Origin of the sequence: Klebsiella sp. JB_Kp004 (assembly GCF_040065795.1) — a bacterium.
Classification (GTDB): Bacteria; Pseudomonadota; Gammaproteobacteria; order Enterobacterales; family Enterobacteriaceae; genus Klebsiella; species Klebsiella quasipneumoniae.
In genome coordinates this window covers 14,600-36,866 of the sequence record NZ_JBEAKW010000048.1, presented here as the reverse complement: position 1 = coordinate 36,866, position 22,267 = coordinate 14,600, and the positions used below count along the sequence as shown (strand labels likewise).

The window sequence follows — 22,267 nt, the reverse complement described above, 5'->3', positions numbered from 1 at the left end:
TTAAAAGGCTGGTTTCTCAGGGATTTTTGGTCGGCACGAGAGGATTTGAACCTCCGACCCCCGACACCCCATGACGGTGCGCTACCAGGCTGCGCTACGTGCCGACGCGTGGGGAACAATATTACCCGTTCCCCAGGCGAATGCAAGCGGGTCGCGCGCGATTGATTCATAATTAATCAATCAGTTAGCGATAAAGCGTTTTTCATCGGTCAGGACCTGCAGCAACAGGCTGAGCTGCGGTTTCTGATCTTTGATTTTCTCACCGTCGCGGCTCCAGGTGGTATAGGTGCCGTTATGGTTGAGGACCACGGTGATAGTCGGGGTGGTAATCGCCAGCGTATCGCCGTTGGCCGCGGTGACCCAGTTCCGACGCCGCGCGGCGCTGAACAGATCTTCCCCCTGCGAATACTCATTGGCCGGCGTCGACACGTGAAGCAGGCGCTGCATCAGCGTGGTCATCACATCTTTGTTATCGGTCAGGGTGGCAATTTCCTGGGCCGGCGTGCCCGGCCAGTGAATAACCAGCGGCACCTGCAGCTGCTCGCGCGACCAGTCGAACGGGTCGTGTTTGACGTTAAGCGGCTTGCCGTGGCCGCCGGTGATAATGACCACCGTATTATCGAGCTTGCCGGCTTCGCGCAGCGCGGTCAGCACCCGATCGATCTGGGCATCAACGTCGCCTGCCGCCTTGCTATAACGGCGGACAAAGCCCTGCTGCTGCGTATCGTCGAGGGTGGTGCCATTGAGCGAGACCCACGAGAACCAGCGATTCTCATCCTGCGCGTAACGGTCCAGCCAGCCGATCCACTGATTGGCGGTCTGCTCGTCGCTCTGGGTCTTCGCGCTCGGCAGCGAGAAGTCGGAGAGCAGCGCCTGGCGATACAGCGGGCTGCTAAACCCATCGGAAGAGAACAGGCCCAGCTGGTAGCCCTGCTGGTTGAGAGCGGTGATCAGCGCCGCGGGAATACGCGCCGAGAGGACACCGTCCATATAGCCTGGCGAAATGCCGTAGAACAGGCCAAACAGGCCGCTGTCGGCGGTATTGCCCGAGCTCATATGCTGGGTAAAGTTCACGTTTTCTTTGGCAAACGCCGCCAGCGCCGGCATCGTTTTTTCAAACCGCGAGTAGTTCAGGTTGTCGACGGTGATCAGTAGCACGTTATAGCCCGCACCGAGGTCGCGGTAGCGCAGGTTACTGAGCGGATACTGGACCGATACCGCCTCCGGCGCCCCTTGCTCCACCAGGCGACGCTGATAATCCTGGGCGTCGAGCAGGCCATGTTTCTCAAGGAAACGACGGGCGGTCATCGGATAAGAAAGCGGTAGATTCGCTCGCTGCATGGTGATCGGGCGATAAAAATTGGCATCCGCCCATATATAGACCAGGTGGCTGCTGATGAACGACAAAAAGAAGAACCAGGCGACCGGGCGGGCATAATGGCGGCGACGCGTCAGGCTGCGCAGCTTTTGCCAGCTCCAGGTGGCGAAGAGCATTTCAATCAAAAAGATGACCGGGACGCTGATAAACATCAGCTGCCAGTCGCGCGCCATCTCATTCTGGTCAGGGTTGATGACCAGCTCCCAGACCACCGGGTTTAAATGAAGATGAAAGCGGGTAAAGACCTCGCTGTCTATCAGCAGCAGCGTCATCCCGGCGGTGGCAAGGATCACCGACAGGAAGCGCATCAGGCGCTGCGAGACCACGATAAAGGTCAACGGAAAGAGGATCAGCACATAGCTGGTAAACACCAGGAAGCTGAAGTGCCCGACGAGACTGACGTACGAAAAGAGTCGTCCGGCAAGCGTCGTCGGCCAGTCGGCGACAAAAAGGTAGCGGCTGCCGAGCACCATGGCCAACAACATGTTGAACAGGGCGAACCAGTGCCCCCAGCTAACCATCTGGGAGACTTTTTCTCGGTAGGGCTGACGTAGAGTCACCATATACTGTTGCTGTTATCCTTAATGCGCTGGATCGTCGTTAATCGAAGATTGCAAAGCCTGCGCGAAAGAACGGGCGATGGCCTGACGCTGCGCCGGCGCGACGCTACTGTTGATCAGGTTGGTCACCATATTGCCTAACACCATCAGTGAAAGGTCAACCGGGGCTTTGTGTGATTCCAGGACGTTCGTCAGCTCGCTGAGCAACTGTTCGACCTGTTGATCGCTATAGCGGGAAATTTGCGGCATAAACTCAAAATCTGTTTGTTCGTGAAAGGGCAACATATTACCGTAGCAGCAGCTTTTTTTCCGCATTTTTTCGCCGCGGCGCAAAAGCGCACCGATCGTCAGTCATGACGTCGAAATGTGTGGCGCCAGTTGCGTCGGCAACCCGGCGGTGGTTGAATACCGCCCGGTCTAAAAGGAGAGTTTAACATGAGTCTGGATATCGACCAGATTGCCCTGCATCAGTTAATCAAACGTGATGAACAAAATCTGGAGCTGGTGCTGCGCGAGTCACTGCTGGAGCCGAATGCGACGGTCGTCGAGATGATGGCTGAACTGCACCGGGTTTATAGCGCCAAAAGCAAAGCCTATGGCTTGTTCAATGAAGAGAGCGAACTGGCGCAGGCGCTGCGCCTGCAGCGTCAGGGGGAAGAGGAGTTTCTGGCGTTCAGCCGTGCGGCGACCGGCCGCCTGCGCGATGAGCTGGCGAAATACCCGTTCGCCGAAGGGGGCATTGTCCTCTTCTGTCAGTATCGTTACCTGGCGGTCGAGTATCTGCTGGTGGCGGTGCTCAATAACCTGAGCAGCATGCGCGTCAACGAAGAGCTGGATATCCGCTCGACCCATTATCTGGATATTAACCATGCCGATATCGTCGCGCGCATCGATCTGACCGAGTGGGAAACCAACCCGGAGTCGACCCGCTACCTGACCTTCCTGAAAGGGCGGGTGGGGCGCAAAGTGGCCGATTTCTTCATGGATTTCCTCGGCGCCAGCGAAGGTCTCAACGCCAAAGCGCAGAACCGCGGCCTGCTGCAGGCGGTGGATGACTTTGCCGCCGACGCGCAGCTTGATAAATCCGAGCGACAGAATGTGCGTCAGCAGGTCTATGCTTACTGCAATGAACAGCTGCAGGCCGGGGAAGAGATTGAGCTGGAGTCGCTGTCCAAAGAGCTTGCCGGCGTCAGCGAAAAGAGCTTCCAGGAATTCACCGCCGAGCAGGGCTACGAGCTGGAAGAGAGCTTCCCGGCGGATCGCAGCACCTTACGTCAACTGACCAAGTTTGCCGGCAGCGGCGGCGGTTTGACCATTAACTTCGACGCGATGCTGCTGGGCGAACGCGTATTCTGGGATCCCGCCACCGATACCCTGACCATTAAGGGCACCCCGCCGAACCTGCGCGACCAGCTGCAGCGCCGGACGTCCGGCGGCAACTAAGCGCCACGCCCCGTCAGCGCGACCGCTGAACGGGGACGATCTCCACGCCGCTCTGCACCAGCCGCTGGCGCAGCGCGGCGTCGGGCTCCCCATCGACGATAAGCGTACTGGCGAGGTTCAGCTCGCCGATGGCAAAGGCCGACGCGGCGTTGAGCTTTTCCCGGGAGGCCATCACCACGGTTTCCGCGGCCCTGGCCGCCAGCGCGCGCTTGATGCCTGCCTCTTCATAATCACCGGTGGTAAAACCCGCTCGCGGGTGGACGCCGGTCACCCCCATAAAGAACACATCGGCGTTGATCCGCGCCATTGCTTCCAGCGTTTCAGGGCCGACGGCGACAACCGAATGCTTAAACACTTTGCCGCCGAGCAGGATCACCTCGATTCGCGGGTGATCGACCAGCGCCACGGCGATGCCGGGGCTGTGAGTGACCACCGTGCAGCTGAGGTCGGCGGGTAATAAGCCGATCATCGCCGCGGTGGTGGTGCCGCCATCGACAATCACCACCTGTCCAGGCTGGATCAGGCCGGCGGCAGCGCGCGCCACCGCCTGCTTGGAGGCGATTTGCACGCTTTTGCGTGTTTCAATAGGGGCGATGGCAGCGGAGACCGGCAGCGCCCCGCCGTGGACTCGCTGCAGTTTTCCTTCCGCCGCCAGCTCGCGCAGATCGCGGCGAATGGAGTCCTCAGAGACGTTAAACCGTTGGCTCAGCTCCCCGGACATCACCTGTTTTTCCTCCGCAAGGATCTGCAGGATTTGCTGTTTTCGTTGACTGGCGAGCATGATTTTTCCTTCACGAGTGATCTTGTTTATGCACGATTATGCATGTTATGGTGCCTGCTGTCATCTGAAAGGGGATATAACATGCAAACTCACGCACCGCACGTCCGTCACGTTCGCGAGACGCTGCTCTCTGATAACTGGTACACGCTGAAAAAATATACCTTCGAACTGCAGCGCCGGGACGGACGCTGGCAGGAGCAGAGCCGCGAGGCCTACGATCGCGGCAACGGCGCGGTCATTTTACTCTACAGACGGGAAAAGCGGACGGTGGTCCTGACCCGTCAGTTCCGTTTTCCGGTGTTTACTCACGGTCACGACGGATATCTCATTGAAGCGGCGGCCGGGCTGTTGGATAACGCCTCGCCGGAGGCGCGGATCGTTGCCGAAGCGGAAGAGGAGACCGGCTTTCGGGTGACGCGCATCGAGCCCCTCTTCACCGTCTTTATGAGCCCCGGATCTGTCACCGAAAAACTCTACTTTTTTATCGCCGAATATCAGGCCGATGACCGGCAGGGAGACGGCGGCGGGCTGGCGGCGGAAGGTGAGGACATTGAAGTGCTGGAGTGGCCCCTGGCGCGGGCGCTGCAGGCCATTCGCGATGGCGAGATCATGGATGCCAAAACCATTATCCTTCTGCAGCACCTGGCGCTGAATGCCGACACGCTCCTCGCCGGCTGAGCGGCAAGGAGCAGGGAGGGTTAACGCAGCTCGCGGGCAATGGCGCTGTACATCAGCGCCGCTTCCAACGGCTGGGCGTTAAAGGAGGGTTCCGCCTGCGGCCAGGTCGACCACTGGACGATCACCAGGTGTTCCGCGCGGTTCACCATGATCACCTGGCCGTAGATCCCCAGCGCCCACAGCGAGTCTTTCAGCCCTTCCTGCGGCGTCGGCTGGACGTTTTGCGCATTCGCCGGAATGGCGTTATTCCACCACTGATAGCCGTAGATACCTTGCGGATGCGCCGCCGAGACCGAGTTTAGCGCAGTGGTCCAGCTTGCGGCCTGATCGAACCAGCTCGCCGGCACCAGCTGTTTGCCGTTGCTTAACCGACCATCGCGGGCGACGAATTCGCCGAAGCGGCCCCAGTCTTCAAGGGTGGCGTTAAAACCGTGGGCGCCGACATCGTGCTTCCCTTGCTGATAAGCATGCCATACGCCGTCGTGGGCCATCCCGGCGGGCCGCCACAGCGACTGCTCAAGCCAGGCGGCCAGAGACATACCGGTGGCGCGCTCCAGGATATCGCCCAACAGCCAGGCGCCGCCGGAAGAGTAGGACCACTGCTCCCCCGCCGGATGCTGGCGCGCCAGGCCGGTGACGATCTTGCGCACGCAGGCATAGGCCCCGGGCTGCGCCTCGCACTGGGTCAGGCGGGCGAAGTGCGACTGCGGGTCGGTGTAGTCTTCATTCCATTCCACACCGCTGGTGTGCTGCATCAACTGCTTCAGCGTCACGCCGTCCCAGGCGGTGCCTTTCAGTTCGGGTTCATAAACGGTAATCAGATCATCAAGGGAGTGGATCTTACCCTGCTGAATGGCGATGCCCACCAGCGTCGAGACCACCGATTTTCCCACCGAGCGTGAGGTCCACAGGGTGGTATCGGTGTTGCCGTCGCCAAGATATTTCCAGGCGACTTTGCCGTCTTTCAGCACCAGCATACCGCTGACGTTCTCGCGCTTCAGGTAATCCTGCAGGGTCCAGGTGTGGCCGTTGAGGGTATAGCGGGCATCGGTCAATTGTTTTTCAGCGCGTTCCAGCGGCGCCGAGGCGCCGTGGCGGAAAACATCGCCGGCATAGTTGCGATAGTCATTTCGAAAGCCAATCACGCGTGAAGTCTGATCCCAGCTGAGCATATCTTTGGCGGCGGGTAGCGTTTGGTCGTAAGGCGTTGGGCAGACATCCAGCGTCAGGTCGCCGCAGCGTTGTGCCATTGCCGCGGCCGGCAGCGCCGCCAGGATTAACGCCAGGGCCAGTGGTTTTCTTATCATCATCCTTTCCTCGTTTGCCATAGATTCGCATCGCAGTATATAAATCGGCGCGCGGCGGCTAAAATCAGTAAAGGGGGGATTTTCCCCCGCAAGGGAGAGAAGGATGAAAACCCTGCAGTATTCTTTCGCGCAGATTGAAGCATTCGCCACCATCGCCGAGACTGGTAGCCTGTCGCGGGCGGCCATTCGGTTAGGTAAAGACCGAACCACGCTGCGCGATCTGCTGGACTATCTGGAAGATGCGCTGGGCTATCGGCTGTTCAGCCGGGAAGGGCGTACCCTGACCTTAACCGCCGAAGGGGAGCAGCTTTTTCGTCAGGCGCATCTGCTGTTGCGCCAGGCGCAGGCTTTCGAGTCTTTTGCGCAAACGCTGCCGCAAACCGCCGGGCAGGCGCTGCGTCTGGTATACGATCCCTTTATCCCACGTGATTTTCTCTGCGCACTGGCCGATACGCTGGCCCGGCGGCAGATCCGGTTAAGCTGCTGGAGCGCCTCGCGGCGCGAAGCCGAGCAGGCGCTGAGCGATGGCGTGGCGGATATGGCGATGTGCCAGGCCAACAACCGCACGCTGGGCAGCGAAATGGAGTGGCGGGCGCTCGGCACCGTGGATCTGCGTTTCTACGCGGCGGACCGCCTGTTCCGGGATGCCGCGCGGCCGCTGACGCTGCTCAATCTCTCGTTAACGCCGCAGCTGGTGATGCACCGGCGCAGCGACGATCAGATTGCCCGCCGGCTGCAGATCTCCGGCCATACGCTGTATATGAACGAAATTACCCTGCTGCGCCATGCGATGGAGCAGGGGAGGGGCTGGGGGTTTTTACCGGACCATTTGCGGCCAGGCGAGTGGCAGGGAGTCGGTGAAATCGCGACGGAGGTCGGCAGTCAGGGGCTGAACGTCACCATGGTGATGCTCTGGCTGCCCGGAATGAATAAGCACCGGCTGCTGAGCGACATCGTGGACGAGGCGCCGGCGCTTTGGCGGCGCGGATAACAAAACGCCCCGGAGCCGAAGACCCCGGGGCGCTTGCCATACAACTTGCTATCGGCGATTACGCGCGAACGAAGTCGATGTGAGTCAGTTTCGGCTTGAACGCGTGGCGCTGAACAGCCTGAACTTTGACTTTTTCTTCTTTGCCATCAACAACGACGGTCAGAACTTCGCCGTAAAACTCAGCTTTGCTCTGCATGTTCCATACTTTGTCGTGGTCCAGTTCGATAGCAACCGGAGCAGCTTCGCCACCGTAGATGATTGCCGGGAACTTGTTAGCTGCGCGCAGGCGGCGGCTCGCACCCTTACCCTGCTCTTTACGTACTTCTGCGTTGATAGTAAACATTGATGTCTCTCTATATATAAAGCCTGCTACAGGCGACCCAGCAACAGGCGGATTATCTGCTTTGCGAATGCAAAAGCGGGCGGCATTATAGCCGCCAAACGACACCCGGGCAATCAAAACCTCAGCTTTCGGGTGATTAACGCAGCTCGTTGGCGCGGCGAAAACGCCCCTGATAATCGAACACTTTTTCCCGCACCTGCCAGTACTGGCCTTTCATGCGGGCGACGACAAAGTCCGGATGGCGCAGCAGCGTCTGCTGGGCCACGATATCCGCCGGCGTTATCCAGCGCAGCGGCACGCCCGGCGTGCGGGTATGCGGGCGGATAAACAACTGCTCAAAGGCGGTACGCTGGGCGGGCGTTTGCAGACGGAAGCGCTCACTGACGTCGGCGCCGTCCTCATCGTAGTAGGTGATTTTCAGCCACGGGCCTTTCTCGTCGCTACCGTGCTGCAGGGCCATGCCGCTACAGCGCAGCACCAGCGCGTCCTTCAGCTTCAGCGCCGCCTTCAGCATGTCGTCCGGGTCAACCAGAATGGTGTCGCACTCCCGGCAGCGGCGGGCGGCGATATCGTTTTCCGCGTTGCACTGCGGGCAGTTTTTGAAACGAAAGCGGAAGTCGCACTGTTCGCGGTGGCCGTCGTCATCTTCGAACCACCCCTGGCAGCGGCGGCCAAAATGCTCAATCAAGGTGCCGTCGGCGGTGGTTTTGCCCCAGAAGGTATTGGCGAAGCCGCAGGCCGGGCAGAAGACCTGCACCGGCACGTTGTCGCTTTTACCCTTCGGCGTTCCCACTTCCGGGGCGTACAGGTCGTGCGGGTTGCCGGCGTAGTCGAGGATCAGGCAGTCGGTTTTTCCCGGCGCCAGGCGCAGGCCGCGGCCAACGATCTGTTGGTAAAGACTCACCGACTCGGTGGGGCGGAGGATGGCGATCAGGTCGACGTGCGGGGCGTCGAAGCCGGTGGTCAGCACCGCGACGTTCACCAGATAGCGATACGCCTGCGCTTTAAACGCCTCGATGATGCGATCTCGTTCCGGACCCGGGGTTTCCCCGGTGATCAGCGCCGCCTGGCCTGCCGGCAGCAGGCCGGTCACTTCCCGGGCGTGCTCCACGGTGGCGGCGAAGATCATCACCCCTTTGCGGCTTTCGGCGAACTCCACGATCTGGCTGACGATATGCGGTGTAATGCGCTGCTGTTTTTTCAGTTCGTGATTAAGATCGGCCTCGCTGAACAGGCCGTTGCTTTGCGCCTGCAGGCGGCTGAAATCGTACTGTACCACCGGCATATCGAGGCGTTCCGGCGGCGTCAGGTAGCCGTGCTTAATCATATAGCGCAGCGGCAGCTCATAGATGCAGTCGCGGAACAGCGCTTTTTCATCGCCACGCACCATCCCGTGGTAGTGGAACTGATAGATCCACCCCTTGCCGAGGCGAAACGGGGTCGCCGTCAGGCCGAGCAGCCGGAGCTGCGGGTTGACCTGCCGCAGGTGACTGATGATCTGCTGATACTGGCTGTCGTCATCATCGCTGATGCGGTGGCATTCATCGACGATCAGCAGCGAAAACTCGCTGCGAAATTGCGCCAGATTGCGCGCCACCGACTGCACGCTGCCGAACACCACTTTGCCGTGGCTCTCTTTACGCTGCAGTCCGGCGGCAAAGATATCCGCCTCGAGGCCAAGGGCGCAGTATTTAGCATGATTCTGCGCCACCAGCTCTTTGACGTGGGCCAGCACCAGCACGCGGCCGCGGGCCAGTCGGGCAAGCTCGGCGATCACCAGGCTTTTGCCCGCGCCGGTGGGCAGGACAATCGCCGCCGGCTCGGTATGGCGACGAAACCAGGCGAGGGTGGCATCGACGGCTTCTTGTTGGTAGGGACGTAATGTAAAAGTCATGAATTCACGGGGCTAATTAACTCGCGAATAGTATGCCATGAATCTTTTCCCTTGAGTGGTGTTAAGAGCCCGTTATACTAGCCAGTGAATTTCTTCTTTTTCGGGCGATTTGCCCGCTCCAGCACTTTGACAGGCTAAAAAAATCTCATGCGACTTGATAAGTTTATCGCTCAGCAGCTTGGCGTCAGCCGGGCTATTGCCGGGCGTGAAATCCGCGGCAGCCGCGTTACCGTGGACGGCGACATTGTAAAAGATGCTTCCTTTAAGCTTCAGCCGGAGCACGAGGTGGAGTATGACGGGAACACGCTGACCCAGCAGAACGGCCCGCGCTATTTTATGCTCAACAAGCCGCAGGGGTACGTCTGTTCCACCGACGATCCCGATCATCCGACTATCCTCTATTTCCTCGACGAGCCGGTGGCGCATAAGCTGCATGCCGCCGGTCGGCTGGATATCGACACCACCGGACTGGTGCTGATGACCGATGACGGCCAATGGTCGCACCGCATTACCTCGCCGCGACACCACTGTGAAAAAACCTATCTGGTGGCGCTGGAAAGCCCGCTGGCGGAAGGGACCGCGGAGCTGTTTGCCAAAGGCGTCCAGCTGCATAACGAAAAAGATCTCACCAAACCGGCGGTGCTGGAAGTTATCACTCCGACCGAAGTGCGCCTCACCATTAGCGAAGGCCGCTACCATCAGGTGAAACGCATGTTCGCCGCCGTGGGCAACCACGTGGTTGGCCTGCATCGGGAACGCATCGGCGACATCCTACTGGATGAATCTCTGGCGCCGGGTGAATATCGTCCGCTGACGGAAGCGGAAATCGCCAGCGTGGGCGCCCCGCAGCCACGGAGCAAAACGTGACGCTGAAGCAAAATTCGTCTCTGGGGATTGTCTTTATCCTTGGCCTGCTGGCCATGCTGATGCCGCTGTCGATCGATATGTATCTCCCGGCCCTGCCGGTGATCGCTGCCCAGTACCACGTGCCGGACGGCAGCGCGCAGATGACTCTCAGCACCTATATCCTCGGCTTTGCGCTGGGGCAGCTGCTGTACGGTCCGATGGCTGACAGCCTCGGCCGCAAGCCGGTGATCCTCGGCGGAACGCTGGTCTTCGCCGCGGCGGCGGTGGCCTGCGCCCTGTCGCAGACCATCGAGATGCTGATCGCCATGCGCTTCTTCCACGGTCTGGCGGCCGCGGCGGCCAGCGTGGTGATCAACGCCCTGATGCGCGATATCTATCCGAAAGATGAGTTTTCGCGGATGATGTCGTTTGTCATGCTGGTGACGACCATTGCGCCGCTGGTGGCGCCGATGGTCGGCGGGGCGGTGCTGGTCTGGTTCAGCTGGCATGCCATCTTCTGGATCCTCGCCCTGGCGGCCCTGCTGGCGTCGCTGATGATCGGCCTGTTTATCCGCGAAACGCTGCCGGCTGAAAGGCGTCAGCCGTTCCACCTGCGCACCACGATGGGTAACTTTGCCACCCTGTTCCGCCATAAGCGGGTCCTGAGCTATATGCTGGCGAGCGGCTTCAGCTTCGCGGGCATGTTCTCTTTTCTTAGCGCCGGGCCTTTCGTCTATATCAATATTAACCACGTCGCGCCTCAGCACTTTGGCTACTATTTTGCGCTGAACATTGTCTTTCTGTTCCTGATGACCATGTTCAACAGCCGGTTTGTGCGGCGGGTAGGGGCGTTGCGCATGTTCCGCGCCGGGCTGTGGATCCAGTTTGCCATGGCGGTGTGGATGGTGGTTTGCGCCCTGCTCGACGTCGGCTTCTGGTCGCTGGTCATCGGCGTGGCTGCCTTCGTTGGCTGCGTATCGATGGTGTCGTCGAACGCTATGGCGGTGATCCTCGATGAGTTTCCGCATATGGCGGGCACCGCTTCGTCGCTGGCGGGGACTTTCCGCTTTGGTATCGGGGCGATTATCGGCGCGCTGCTGTCGATGGCCACCTTTACCACCGCCTGGCCGATGCTGATCTCCATCGCCTTCTGCGCCACCAGCTCTATTTTCTTCTCCCTTTACGCTTCCCGCCGGCGAAAAATCGCACGCTAGGTCACATTTTCAGGGGCGAAATCGCCCCTTTCTTGATGCACGTCAACCGCAATGGGCTTCAGGGTTCTGCGATTTGTTTCCTTTATGTAAAATCAATTAGTGTAAAAAGTCGCATTGTTGCGATAAAAAAGTTGTTTTGGATCACAGAAACGGGTACATATAGCGCCAATCGGCTTGCCGGGTTAAAAAATAACACGCTGGAATATAAGCGCTTAACCCTGGGCCGCCGCGGCTGTAAACGTTTTCTGCGTCTGAGCAGGACTATTTGTCAACAGTGTGTTAATATTGATGTAAATTTATTGTGAAGCCTTTTGCTTCCGGGGAAACCACGTGAATACACAACAACTCTCTATCGTACACCGTCTGCCGCAGAGCTATCGCTGGCTGGCCGGTTTTGCGGGTTCCAGAGTTGAACCGATTCCGCAAAACGGCGCGCAGAACGAAAACAGTCTCGTCGCCCTGAAGCTGCTGAGTCCGGACGGTGAAAAAGCCTGGCCGGTGATGCATAAGCTCAGCCAGGCGTTAAGCGACATTGAAGTCGACTGTTCCGTTCTTGAGTGCGAAGGCGAGCCCTGCCTGTTCGTTAATCTGCAGGATGAGTTTGCCGCCACCTGTCGTCTGAAAAACTTTGGCGTGGCGATCGCCGAGCCCTTCTCCGGCAATAACCCTTTCTGACCGTCAGCTTAGCGCCAGCAGCTGGCGGGTATACTCATGCCGGGGCGCGCTGAAGACGGACTGGCACTCGCCCTGTTCGACCACCACTCCCTGCCGCAGCACCATCACCTGGTGACACAGCGCGCGCACCACGCCTAAATCATGGCTGATAAAAATATAGGCCAGCTGATGCTTCAGCTGTAACGCTTTCAGCAGATTCAGGATCTGCGCCTGAACGGTTTTATCCAGCGAGGAAGTCGGCTCGTCGAGGACGATCAGCTGCGGCTTGACGATTAACGCTCTGGCGATGGCGATACGCTGGCGCTGGCCGCCGGAGAAAGCCGCCGGGTAGCGCTGGCGGCTGGCCGGGTCGAGGCCGACCTCCTGCATGGCAAGGATCACCGCCTGTTCGCGTTCAGCCGCCGTCAGCGTCGGCTGGTGGACGCGCAGGCCCTCCTCAATGATCTGCTGCGCCGTCAGGCGCGGATTGAGCGACGAGTTCGGATCCTGAAAAACCACCTGCATCTGTCGGCGCAGCGGCAGCAGCTGTCGGCGACCGCGTCCCTGAATCGGCTGGCCGGCAAAGGTTATCTTGCCTTCGGAGGGGATCAGGCGCAGCAGCGCCAGACCGGTCGTGCTTTTGCCGGAACCCGATTCTCCCACCAGACCCAGCGTCTCGCCGGCCCGTAGCTGGAAATGGAGATCATTGACCACCCGATGGTGATCGACCACCCGACGCAGGATCCCCCGGCGAATGGGGAACGCCACCTGTAACGCCTCCGCCTGCAGCAGCACCGGGGCATCGGCGGCCATCGGCACCGGCTCGCCGTCCGGTTCGCTATCCAGCAGGCGTTGGGTGTAAGGATGGGCCGGCGCGCTAAACAGCGCCCGACAGTGATTGTGCTCCACGCAGCGGCCGTTCTGCATCACCGCCACCCGGTCAGCCAGCTGGCGGACGATGCTCAGGTTATGGGTGATAAACAGCATCCCCATGTTCAGCTCCCGCTTTAGCTCGCGCAGCAGCTGCAGAATTTGCGCCTGCACTGACACATCGAGGGAGGTGGTCGGCTCGTCGGCGATCAACAGCTCCGGGCGAGTCAGCAGCGCCATAGCGATCATCACCCGCTGGCGCTCGCCGCCCGAGAGCTGGTGCGGATAGTCCGCCAGCCGCCGCGGCGCCTGACGGATCCCGACGCGCTCCAGGCAGTTGAGGATCTCTCCGCGCGCCGCCTCTTTGCGCATTCCCCGGTGTAACGACAGCACCTCGTAGAGCTGTTTTTCCAGGGTATGGAGGGGATTGAGCGACACCATCGGCTCCTGAAAGATCATCGCGATCCGGTTGCCGCGCACGCCGCGCAGGGTCGCCTCATCCGCATGCAGCAGCGACTGGCCATGAAAACGGATATCGCCGCTGGGGTAGCTGGCCGGCGGGGTAGGGAGCAGCCGCAGCACCGACAGGGCGGAGATGCTCTTACCGGAGCCGGATTCCCCCACCAGGGCCAGCGTTTCGCCGGCCGCCACCTCGAGCGACAGATTATGCACGACGGTCTGCGTCTCCCCCTGTTGGCGAAAGGCGATAGAGAGATTGTCGATAGCTAACAGCGGGTGGGTCATATTACACCGCCTTACTGGGGTCAAAGGCGTCGCGCACCGCTTCACCGATGAAAATCAGCAGCGTCAGCAGCACGGCGACAGAGAGAAACGCGGCAATGCCCAGCCAGGGCGCCTGCAGGTTGTTTTTGCCCTGCAGGAGCAGCTCGCCGAGGGAGGGCGAGCCGAGCGGCAGGCCGAAGCCGAGAAAATCCAGCGACGTCAGGGTGGTAATAGAGCTGCAGAGAATAAACGGCAGGAAGGTGAGGGTCGCCACCATCGCGTTGGGCAGCATATGCCGCAGGATGATCTGCCGGTCGCTGACCCCTAACGCCTGCGCCGCCCGGATGTAGTCGTAGTTGCGGGTGCGGAGAAATTCAGCGCGCACCACGCCCACCAGCGTCATCCAGCCAAACAGGACAGTGATCGCCAGCAGCCACCAGAAGCCCGGCTGCACGACGCTGGAGAGCAGGATGATCAGAAACAGCGTCGGCATACCGGACCAGACTTCGATAAAACGCTGCCCCCAGAGGTCGATTTTACCGCCGTAATAACCTTGTATCGCACCGGCCAGCACCCCCAGCACGCTGGAGAACAGCGTCAGCAGCAGACCAAACAGTACCGAGATGCGCGTCCCATAAAGGATCCGCGCCAGCACATCGCCGCCGTTGGCGTCGGTGCCGAGCCAGTTGCTGGCCGAGGGCGGCGATGGAAAAGGAACCGTGCTGGCAAAATTGATCGTCGTCGCGCCGAAGCGCACCGGCGGCCAAAGCGCCCAGCCGTGGCTGGCCAGCTGCTGCTGCAGCCAGGGATCCTGATAGTCGGCGGCGGTGGCGAATGCGCCGCCGAAGGTCTGCTCGGTATAGTTTTTTAACACCGGGACGTACAGCTGGCCCCGGTACTGCACCAGCAGCGGCCGATCGTTGGCCAGCAGTTCAGCCCCCAGGCTGCAGAGGAAGAGGATTAAAAACAGCCACAGCGACCAGTAACCGCGACGGTTGTGGCGAAAGCGCGCCCAGCGGGCCTGATTAACGGGACTGAAGAACGACATTAGCGGCCCTCAAAATCAATACGCGGGTCGACCAGCGTATAGCTGATATCGCTGACGATATTCAGCAGCAGGCCGATCAGGGTGAAAATATAGAGCGTGCCGAACATCACCGGATAGTCGCGGGAGACCGTCGCTTCATAGCCCAGCAGCCCCAGACCATTCAGGGAGAACATCACTTCGATCAGCAGCGAGCCGGTAAAGAACATACTGATAAAGGTGGCCGGGAAACCGGCGATCACCAGCAGCATGGCGTTGCGGAACACGTGTCCCCAGAGGATCTGTTTCTCACCGACGCCTTTGGCGCGGGCGGTGACCACATACTGTTTGCGGATCTCGTCCAGGAAGCTGTTTTTAGTCAGCATGGTCAGGGCGGCAAAGCCGCCGATCACCGTCGCCAGCACCGGCAGGGCGATGTGCCACAGATAGTCGAGGATCTTTTCATACCACGGGAGGGTGTCGAAGTTTGGCGAGACCAGACCGCGAAGCGGGAAGAGGTCGAAATAGCTGCCGCCGGCGAAAATCACGATCAGCAGGATGGCGAACAGAAAGGCGGGGATCGCATAGCCAATGATAATCAGCGTACTGCTCCAGATGTCAAAGCGGCTGCCGTTGCTGACGGCTTTGCGGATGCCCAGCGGAATGGAGACCAGATAGATGATCAGCGTGCTCCACAGCCCGAGGCTCACCGAGACCGGCAGGCTGTCTTTAATCAGCTGCAGCACGGAGGCGCTGCGAAACAGGCTGTCGCCAAAATCAAAGCGCAGATAATCGCTCAGCATCTTCAGGTAGCGCTCGTGCAGCGGTTTGTCGAAGCCGTAGCGGTGGGTGATCTCGGCGATGACTTCCGGATCGAGGCCGCGCCCCCCGCGATAGTGACCCTCGCTGATATTGCCGGCGCCGGTGCGGGCATGGCTGGCACCCATCCCGCCGTCGCCGGCGCCTGGCATTCCACCGTGCTGACCAAATTCGATGGCGGCGATGGCCTGGTCGACCGGGCCGCCGGGAGCGATCTGTACAATAAAAAAGTTAATGGTAATGATGGCCCACAGGGTGGGGATCACTAACAGCAAACGGCGGATCAGGTAGCTGCCCATGGTATGTCCTTAGCGTCTGTCCGCGGGGAGGGTGGCCGCTTTGTTCGCGTCATACCACCAGGTATCAAGGCCGGACGAATAAATGGGGCGGGTTTGGGGGAACGAGAATTTATTCCACCACGCGGTGCGGTCCTGCGCCATATACCACATCGGCAACATGTAGTGGTTCCAGGTGAGGACGCGGTCCAGCGCCCGGCCAAGGGGGATCAGCTTCTGCTTATTACCCTGCCACTGCAGGATCTGCGCAATCAGTTTATCCACCACCGGACTTTGCACCCCCGGCGCGTTGTAGCTGGAGTGAATATAGTCCGACGCCCAGGAGATTTGCAGGTCAGTCCCCGGCCAGGGCATGGCGCGCCACAGGCTCGGCATCATGTCGTAATCGCGGCTGCGGCGGCGGTTGCTGTACTGCGAGTTATCCACCTGACGAATATCCATGACGATCCCCAGGCGCTGCAGGTTGTGCTGAAACGGCAGCACCCAGCGGTCATTGCTTCCGGCCGGCATCAGCAATTCAAAACGCAGCGGCTTGCCGGTGGCGGCGTTAACCCGGCGCTGGTTCTTCACCGTCCAGCCCGCCGCGTTAAGCAGGGCGTCGGCTTGGAGTAAGTTGGCGCGGTCGAAGCCATCGCCGCGGGAGACCGGCGGCTGGTAAACCTGGCTGAAGAGCTCGGGGGGCAGTTCGTTTTTCATCGGCGTCAGCAGGGCCAGCTCGGCCGCGTCGGGCAGGCTGCGGGCGGCATATTCGGTGTTCTGGAAATAGCTGTTGGCGCGCTGATACGCGCTGTAAAACAGCGCCTTGTTCATCCATTCAAAATCAAACGCCAGGGTAATGGCCTCCCGCACCCGGCGATCGGCGAATACCGGGCGCTGAATATTGAACGCCAGCCACTGGGTATCCTGCGCCGAGGTGTTGGCATACTCCTCTTTAATGATGTAGCCGCGGCTGAAGTTGCGGCCGACGTAGCGGGTGGCCCAGTTTTTGGCGACCGTCTCTTCCCGGCGGTCGACGGCCCCGGCTTTAAAGGCTTCGAAAGCGACGTTGTCGTCAAGATAATAGTCATAGCGCAGCGTATCGAAGTTCCAGCGACCGCGGTTGACCGGCAGGTCGGCCGCCCAGTAATCGGCGACCCGGGAATAGGTAATATACTGTCCCATCCGCCAGGCGCTGATGCGGTAGGGCCCGCTGGCCAGCGGCGGCTTTGACAACGGGTCGCTGAGTTTGTGATGACGCCAGAACGCCTCGGGCATCACCGGCAGGCTCAGCAGGCTCAGCATGTTCTCTTTACCGGGCTGGCCGAGGTCGATACGCACGGTCAACGGCGCGATGGCCTTCACGGTGGTGCCTTTATAAAAGAGGCGGAACTGCGGCACCCCTTCGGTCATAAACTTATTGAAGGTAAAAGCGACATCGCGGGCGGTGATTGGCGTGCCGTCGTGAAAACGGGCGCGCGGGTTGAGGGCGATCTCCATCCATGAATAGTCCCCGGCGTAGCGGGCCCGCTCGGCAATCAGCGGATAGTAGCTGCCGGGCTCATCATCCGAGGTGGTGAACAGGGTATCGTAGAGCGCCTCCGTGCGTACCGCGGGATTGCCGCGCAGCGCGTAGCGGTTGAAGTTGTCAAAGGTGCCGATCGCCGCCAGGGTGAGGGTGCCGCCTTTCGGCGCCTGTGGATTAACATAATCAAAATGGCTGAAACCGGCGGCGTATTTGGGTTCGCCGATAATCGCGAAGGCGACGTTTTCCTGAATGGATTGCGCTTTAGCGCTCAGGCTAAACAGAGCAAGCAGAAGCAGAAAAAGTCGCGCATACATAGGCGGCAAAATACCCTGTCATAGCCGGCCCCCGTGGCCGACTTCTGTTCCTGCATCATAAGTGAGACTTAACGCGTTGTGAAATAATTCGCGGGTTCATCGTGCGCGGCCACTAGCGCCGCCAGCGACAGCGGCCGGCTGATCCAGTACCCCTGCAGGAAATGCACTCCCTGAGCGCGGAGCCACTCCGCCTGCTCCTGGGTCTCCACCCCTTCGGCAACGGTCATCAATTTCAGCCGGCGGCTGAGGGTCAGCACCGCATCCAGCACTGGCGAGGTGACGGTTTCGGTGCCGATCGCCTGCACAAAGCCGCGATCGATCTTCAGATAATCGAAGTTATAGCGTTCGAGATAGATCAACGCGCTATGCCCGGTGCCAAAATCATCGATCGCGATTTCAAAACCGTGCTGGTGCAGCCAGGCGAAGTTAGCGACCGATTTTTCTTTGTCAATCATCGCCCGCTCTGTGACCTCCAGCACCACGTGAAAATGGCCGGCGGGCAGCGCGGCGGCGAAGCGCAGCATATCGTCGCGGAAGCTGTCGGCCTGAAGATGGGCTGGGGAAATATTGAGCCCCAGCTTGACGCCGTGCGGCAGAATACGCTTCAGCGCCGGCGCGTCGCGGGCGATCAGCGCCAGCAGGTGATCGGTCAGCGGCACGATCATCTGCTGGGTTTCCGCGAGGTTAATAAAGACGTCAGGCGGAATTTCGCCCACCACCGGATGGCGCCAGCGCATCAGGACCTCCACGCCGCTGATACGCAGAGTCTGGGCATTCACCACCGGCTGATAGACGACGTAGAACTGGTTGTTTTTGATCCCCAGCAGAATGGATTTTCGCGGATCGGATTTGATCGACAGCACGTAATAGCAGAGCAGCCCCGCCAGCAGGCCGCACACCACCCCGAGCAGCAGAGCAAACTGCGTATTTTCCGCCAGCCAGCTGTTGGCATACAGGTAGACCTTGAGGGGGAAACCGTCGATCTGCACTTCGCGGATCGGCACATTATGCAGCGTTTGCGGATCCACCAGCCGGTTACTGAAGGTGGAGATAGCGGTGTGGCCGATGACCAGCGCAATACCGCTGAAATCATTCTGCCGTGCGGAATAGAGGATATACGGCGTGAGATTGGCGTTAATCGACACGAAAATGCCGCTGTTTTCATCACCGGGTTTGCCTACCCATAGTGCCAGCGCCGCGCTCTTCGGCATCATCGGCGTGCCTGGCAAAATCGCCATATCAAGGGGTTTGCGGATATCAATGGCCGGGATCAGCTGGGTGAGGGGGGTATTCATGGCGCCGGTTGCCGAGGAGCAAAAGGCCACGCCGTTTTTGACCAGCAGAAAAGCGCGGACGTTAGGGCTGAACGCGGCGTGGGAGGTGAGCCCGGAGTCAATATTCTCGCAGGGCTGGTCCACGAGCGGCTGCAGGCCGTCAATGGTCTGGCGCAGGTCGTGAAAATAGCTTTTCAGATAGGTATTAACATTGTTGATAATGGCGTCGAAACGCTCGGCCCGGTTATGGTAAATCACCATAAACTGAATGCTGCCAGCCAGTAGCGCGACGATAATGCCCACGCACAGGCTGGTTAGCCAGGTTTTACGCTGGGGCGAAAAGTAGCGAGTCAGCATAGCTATAGTCTTTCCGTGTTATTGATGCGCAGCAACGGGTTGTCAGTCGTCGTTTTTCTCATTCCCACTTAAAAGACATAGCTTATTTTGCGTCGTTCAGAATCAGGTGGCAAAAAAAAACACTGCCGGGGCAGTGTTTTTTATCCCGCTTCCAGCCAAGGGATAACCGGCGGCGGTAGAGGACAGTTTACGAGCGGCTCAGGACTCGACGCGCTTCGTTGTAGCGCTTTTTCCAGTATGGCTCATCCATGCTGGAGATGGTCACTCCGCTGCTGGTAGAGGCGTGAACAAACTGGTTGTTGCCGAGGTAGATCCCGACATGGCGGCCGGTAGAGCCGGCGCGGAACAGAACCAGATCGCCAGTACGCAGCTGGGTACGGGAAATCGATTTTCCGGTTTCCTGCTGTTCAGAAGTTGAACGCGGCAGTTCCAGACCAAATTGTTCGCGGAAGGTGCGCTGCACGAACGCCGAGCAGTCGATACCTTTGCGAGTGCTGCCGCCGAGGCGGTAACGCACGCCTTTCCAGCTGGCATACTGATCCATTAAACGGGACTTCACGTCCAGGTTACGGACCATCGTTTCAAATTCATCCTGAGAGGCTTGCAGTGATGATAAATCGCCACTACCCACAGCATGCGTCTCAGAATGCATATTCCTGGCGGTACTTGTTGAACTACACGCGGAAAGCAGAACCGCTACTGCAATCGCGGGGGCTACCCGCAAGATGTATCTCAAAATCGGCTGAGATTTGACCATGCTGTTTATTTTCCCTTGTTGTCCTTAACGACAATGTCGTTATAAAAAATGCCAAACGTGTTAGAGCCTAAATACCCATCCGCAATGAGACAATTCCTTAAGCTTAAATTTGTGCAGTCACGCACAATTTTATTCAGGGCCTGAATTAATGTTGCGGAAAAGGCAAAACGAGAACGAGATTACCCTATCAAACGCCGCATGGCGAGCGGTTTTGCGCGATTTCTTATAAGTATTTTGGTGACAAAAAGTGAATCATCGGGAAAGGCCAAAATTGCGGCAATTACGGGCAAAAAACAGACAATTCCTTCATTTGTCACGGGATTAATGTGACAAGAAGATGAACACGATGTTGAAAAAAAGGAAAATTGAAAAAAGGGACCCAAAAGGTCCCCTTATAGATAATGCCCCTGGCGGCTGCCCGCGGCTTTATTTGGCCGATATTCCGCCGGGTAAGTAGCGATCGAAAAAGGCGATCAGTTTATCGCTCAGCGGCGTCATCAATACCCAGGGCGCGCCAATCAGCACGGCGGTCAGAGAGCCGACGGCAATATCGCTGAACCAGTGGGCGCCAATCATCACCCGCGGGAAAGCAAAGGCCACAAATATCACCAGCGCCACGGCCAGCGCGCGGCGGCCAAAATAGCGCCACATAAAGCTCGCGAAGATCAGCAGCATCATCCCATGATCGCCGGGGAAGCTGTCCTTGGAAGCATCCTTAGTGGGGAAGTTAACGACGTCGCTGACGCGGGTGACATCGCTGAAAAACAGCGACGGACTGGCGCGCTGAACCGGCATCAGGTGCTGCGCCAGCTGGTTGATGATCACCGCCGCCAGCAGCATTACCACGCCCATAATAGCGATCTGACGACGGCCTGCCGCCGGCGCCTTGAGCCAGTAGCTGAGCATCAGGCAACCCATCGCCAGCAGCGAGCAGGCGTCGAAGGCGCGATTGTTGATGATCGCCAGCAGCCAGGCGTAAGCGCGGCTGACGCTGACGCCATGGTTAAAGAAATGGAAGATCGCGGCGTCTACCGGCGCCCACGCGCCGTGGTTGGCTGGCAGATACCAGGAGCAAAATAGCGCCACACCCGCGATGTTAAGCAGCAGGATTAAAGGAATTCGGTTTTTCATCATAGCCATTGCGATTTTGTGACAGTCGGCGGCAACCTTAGCCGCCTTAACTTAAACGAAGCCTCAACAATGAGGTCTGGAGCGCGTTCCAGTCGGCTTCATGGGCGGAGATAAGCTCGATGCGGCTATCGGGCGGGGCGACGCTAAGGGTCTCGATATGCAGATCCTCGCCCTGGCGGTTGATCCGCACCGCCCCTTCGGCAATGCGCAGCACACCTTTGACCCGCGCCACCGGCGCCAGCCGGGCCCACTCCAGCAGGGCGATGGTGTCAAAGACCGTTTCCGCGTCGAAGATCCAGCCGCAGGCCTGATAGCCCTGGCCGCTGTTAAGGTGGCGGCGCCAGCGCTGGTGTTCCGCCAGACTAAGGGCGGCGAGACCGGCTGTGGGGGGATGGCGGTGGGCGTGCTCCGCGCTCGCCGGCAGCGGGGCAGTGTTGCGCCGCGGTTCATCAAGCAGGGCCAGGTCGATATTACCCTGGGTCGCCGACACCTGGCGGCGATCGCCGCCCCAGCGTTGCCACCAGTCGACAAACGCCTGAGCGCTTTCGGGCGTTTCCCGATCGCTTTTATTGGCCACGATGATATCCGCCGCTGCCAGCTGGTCGCGAAAGTTGTCGTTGTTGACCGCTTTCTCGTCCAGTAGCTGACGCGGATCGAGAATGCACAGGGTCGCGCGCAGATCGATCCAGGGTTCATACACCGCCGCGGTGAGGATATCGAGGATCTGCTTTGGATGGCCAAGTCCGGTGGGCTCAATCAACAGACGATCGGGTTTCCCCTGGCGCAGCAGGGTATTCAGCCCGACCTGCATCGGCAGGCCATTGACACAGCACATGCAGCCGCCGGGGATCTCCTTGAGCAGGGCGCCGCTGTCGGCCAGCAGGGCGCCGTCTATCCCGACTTCGCCAAACTCGTTAACCAGTACGGCCCATTTTTCATCCGCAGGCTTCTGCGCCAGCAGATGAAGAATCGAGGTCGTCTTACCGCTGCCGAGAAAGCCGGTGATCAAATTGGTTCTGGTCACTCTTTTCTCCAGGATAAATGTAATGTTGTAACAGTTACGTCTATCCTGACGAAAAAAGAGGGAAAAGAGAAGTCCTGAGGCGGAC

General features: G+C 59.4%; 20 protein-coding genes and 1 tRNA gene. 6 read left to right on the top strand and 15 right to left on the bottom strand.

The window, feature by feature from the left end:
• Positions 1 to 27 precede the first annotated feature (27 nt).
• The 3 genes from ABLX76_RS22285 to ABLX76_RS22275 all read right to left on the bottom strand — a co-directional run bounded on the left by ABLX76_RS22285 (position 28) and on the right by ABLX76_RS22275 (position 2,187).
• A tRNA-Pro gene (locus tag ABLX76_RS22285) sits at positions 28 to 104 on the bottom strand.
• Positions 105 to 180: 76 nt separating this feature from the next.
• Positions 181 to 1,941 (bottom strand): LPS biosynthesis-modulating metalloenzyme YejM, encoded by a 1,761-nt coding sequence (yejM, locus tag ABLX76_RS22280; RefSeq protein ID WP_348875316.1) that lies wholly within the window; start codon positions 1,939 to 1,941, stop codon positions 181 to 183.
• An 18-nt stretch (positions 1,942 to 1,959) separates the two neighbouring features.
• Positions 1,960 to 2,187 carry a YejL family protein gene (locus tag ABLX76_RS22275; RefSeq protein WP_004195346.1) on the bottom strand — a complete coding sequence of 76 codons (228 nt, stop codon included), beginning with the start codon at positions 2,185 to 2,187 and terminating at the stop codon, positions 1,960 to 1,962.
• A gap of 186 nt (positions 2,188 to 2,373) precedes the next feature.
• Between ABLX76_RS22275 and yejK the strand changes: the two genes are divergently transcribed.
• Positions 2,374 to 3,381 carry a nucleoid-associated protein YejK gene (gene yejK, locus ABLX76_RS22270; protein WP_004144267.1) on the top strand — a complete coding sequence of 336 codons (1,008 nt, stop codon included), beginning with the start codon at positions 2,374 to 2,376 and terminating at the stop codon, positions 3,379 to 3,381.
• Positions 3,382 to 3,394: 13 nt separating this feature from the next.
• Here yejK and ABLX76_RS22265 read toward each other — a convergent pair whose 3' ends face one another.
• Positions 3,395 to 4,162, bottom strand: coding sequence for a DeoR/GlpR family DNA-binding transcription regulator (locus ABLX76_RS22265; protein ID WP_049013174.1), 768 nt, complete (start codon positions 4,160 to 4,162; stop codon positions 3,395 to 3,397).
• A gap of 81 nt (positions 4,163 to 4,243) precedes the next feature.
• Here ABLX76_RS22265 and ABLX76_RS22260 point away from each other — a divergent pair, with 81 nt between their 5' ends.
• Positions 4,244 to 4,840: an NUDIX domain-containing protein gene (locus ABLX76_RS22260; protein WP_348875314.1), complete on the top strand. Its 597-nt coding sequence runs from the start codon at positions 4,244 to 4,246 to the stop codon at positions 4,838 to 4,840.
• A 20-nt stretch (positions 4,841 to 4,860) separates the two neighbouring features.
• Here ABLX76_RS22260 and ABLX76_RS22255 read toward each other — a convergent pair whose 3' ends face one another.
• Positions 4,861 to 6,147 carry a serine hydrolase gene (locus tag ABLX76_RS22255; protein WP_348875312.1) on the bottom strand — a complete coding sequence of 429 codons (1,287 nt, stop codon included), beginning with the start codon at positions 6,145 to 6,147 and terminating at the stop codon, positions 4,861 to 4,863.
• A gap of 103 nt (positions 6,148 to 6,250) precedes the next feature.
• Here ABLX76_RS22255 and ABLX76_RS22250 point away from each other — a divergent pair, with 103 nt between their 5' ends.
• Positions 6,251 to 7,138 (top strand): LysR family transcriptional regulator, encoded by an 888-nt coding sequence (locus tag ABLX76_RS22250; protein WP_080901696.1) that lies wholly within the window; start codon positions 6,251 to 6,253, stop codon positions 7,136 to 7,138.
• 58 nt (positions 7,139 to 7,196) lie between these two features.
• On the opposite strand, the gene rplY is transcribed toward ABLX76_RS22250, so the two are convergent.
• Together rplY and ABLX76_RS22240 are read right to left on the bottom strand one after the other, a co-directional pair.
• Entirely contained in the window at positions 7,197 to 7,481 is a 285-nt protein-coding gene (gene rplY, locus ABLX76_RS22245; protein WP_032453540.1) for a 50S ribosomal protein L25, read from the bottom strand.
• A 136-nt stretch (positions 7,482 to 7,617) separates the two neighbouring features.
• Entirely contained in the window at positions 7,618 to 9,375 is a 1,758-nt protein-coding gene (locus ABLX76_RS22240; RefSeq protein ID WP_080901697.1) for a DEAD/DEAH box helicase, read from the bottom strand.
• 147 nt (positions 9,376 to 9,522) lie between these two features.
• On the opposite strand from ABLX76_RS22240, the gene rsuA reads away from it, so the two are divergent.
• From rsuA to ABLX76_RS22225, 3 genes are all read left to right on the top strand, one after another.
• On the top strand, positions 9,523 to 10,242 hold the full coding sequence (gene rsuA / locus ABLX76_RS22235) for a 16S rRNA pseudouridine(516) synthase RsuA (RefSeq protein WP_023290466.1): 720 nt from the start codon (positions 9,523 to 9,525) through the stop codon (positions 10,240 to 10,242).
• Positions 10,239 to 11,435, top strand: coding sequence for a Bcr/CflA family multidrug efflux MFS transporter (locus tag ABLX76_RS22230; protein ID WP_023290465.1), 1,197 nt, complete (start codon positions 10,239 to 10,241; stop codon positions 11,433 to 11,435). Before rsuA ends, ABLX76_RS22230 begins: the two co-directional genes overlap by 4 nt.
• A gap of 330 nt (positions 11,436 to 11,765) precedes the next feature.
• Positions 11,766 to 12,110: a YejG family protein gene (locus tag ABLX76_RS22225; RefSeq protein WP_002912974.1), complete on the top strand. Its 345-nt coding sequence runs from the start codon at positions 11,766 to 11,768 to the stop codon at positions 12,108 to 12,110.
• Between the two features lie 3 nt (positions 12,111 to 12,113).
• On the opposite strand, the gene yejF is transcribed toward ABLX76_RS22225, so the two are convergent.
• The 8 genes from yejF to ABLX76_RS22185 all read right to left on the bottom strand — a co-directional run bounded on the left by yejF (position 12,114) and on the right by ABLX76_RS22185 (position 22,182).
• A complete protein-coding gene (yejF, locus tag ABLX76_RS22220) occupies positions 12,114 to 13,703 on the bottom strand; it encodes a microcin C ABC transporter ATP-binding protein YejF (protein ID WP_348875310.1) in 1,590 nt (529 codons plus the stop codon).
• A 1-nt stretch (position 13,704) separates the two neighbouring features.
• Entirely contained in the window at positions 13,705 to 14,730 is a 1,026-nt protein-coding gene (locus ABLX76_RS22215; RefSeq protein ID WP_023290463.1) for a microcin C ABC transporter permease, read from the bottom strand.
• Positions 14,730 to 15,824, bottom strand: a complete 1,095-nt coding sequence (locus tag ABLX76_RS22210; protein WP_348875308.1) for a microcin C ABC transporter permease YejB — start codon at positions 15,822 to 15,824, stop codon at positions 14,730 to 14,732. The genes ABLX76_RS22215 and ABLX76_RS22210 overlap by 1 nt, the downstream gene beginning before the upstream one ends.
• A 9-nt stretch (positions 15,825 to 15,833) precedes the next feature.
• Positions 15,834 to 17,639: an extracellular solute-binding protein gene (locus tag ABLX76_RS22205; protein ID WP_348875307.1), complete on the bottom strand. Its 1,806-nt coding sequence runs from the start codon at positions 17,637 to 17,639 to the stop codon at positions 15,834 to 15,836.
• Positions 17,640 to 17,707: 68 nt separating this feature from the next.
• Complete coding sequence (locus ABLX76_RS22200; protein WP_080901701.1) at positions 17,708 to 19,270, bottom strand: cyclic di-GMP phosphodiesterase; 1,563 nt, start codon at positions 19,268 to 19,270, stop codon at positions 17,708 to 17,710.
• Positions 19,271 to 19,457: 187 nt separating this feature from the next.
• The gene (mepS, locus tag ABLX76_RS22195) at positions 19,458 to 20,027 is read right to left on the bottom strand and encodes a bifunctional murein DD-endopeptidase/murein LD-carboxypeptidase (protein ID WP_004201653.1); all 570 of its coding nucleotides are present in this window, start codon (positions 20,025 to 20,027) and stop codon (positions 19,458 to 19,460) included.
• A gap of 426 nt (positions 20,028 to 20,453) precedes the next feature.
• Entirely contained in the window at positions 20,454 to 21,167 is a 714-nt protein-coding gene (locus tag ABLX76_RS22190; protein ID WP_176377347.1) for a phosphatase PAP2 family protein, read from the bottom strand.
• 37 nt (positions 21,168 to 21,204) lie between these two features.
• Positions 21,205 to 22,182, bottom strand: a complete 978-nt coding sequence (locus tag ABLX76_RS22185; RefSeq protein WP_023290457.1) for a GTP-binding protein — start codon at positions 22,180 to 22,182, stop codon at positions 21,205 to 21,207.
• Between the last annotated feature and the right edge of the window lie 85 nt (positions 22,183 to 22,267).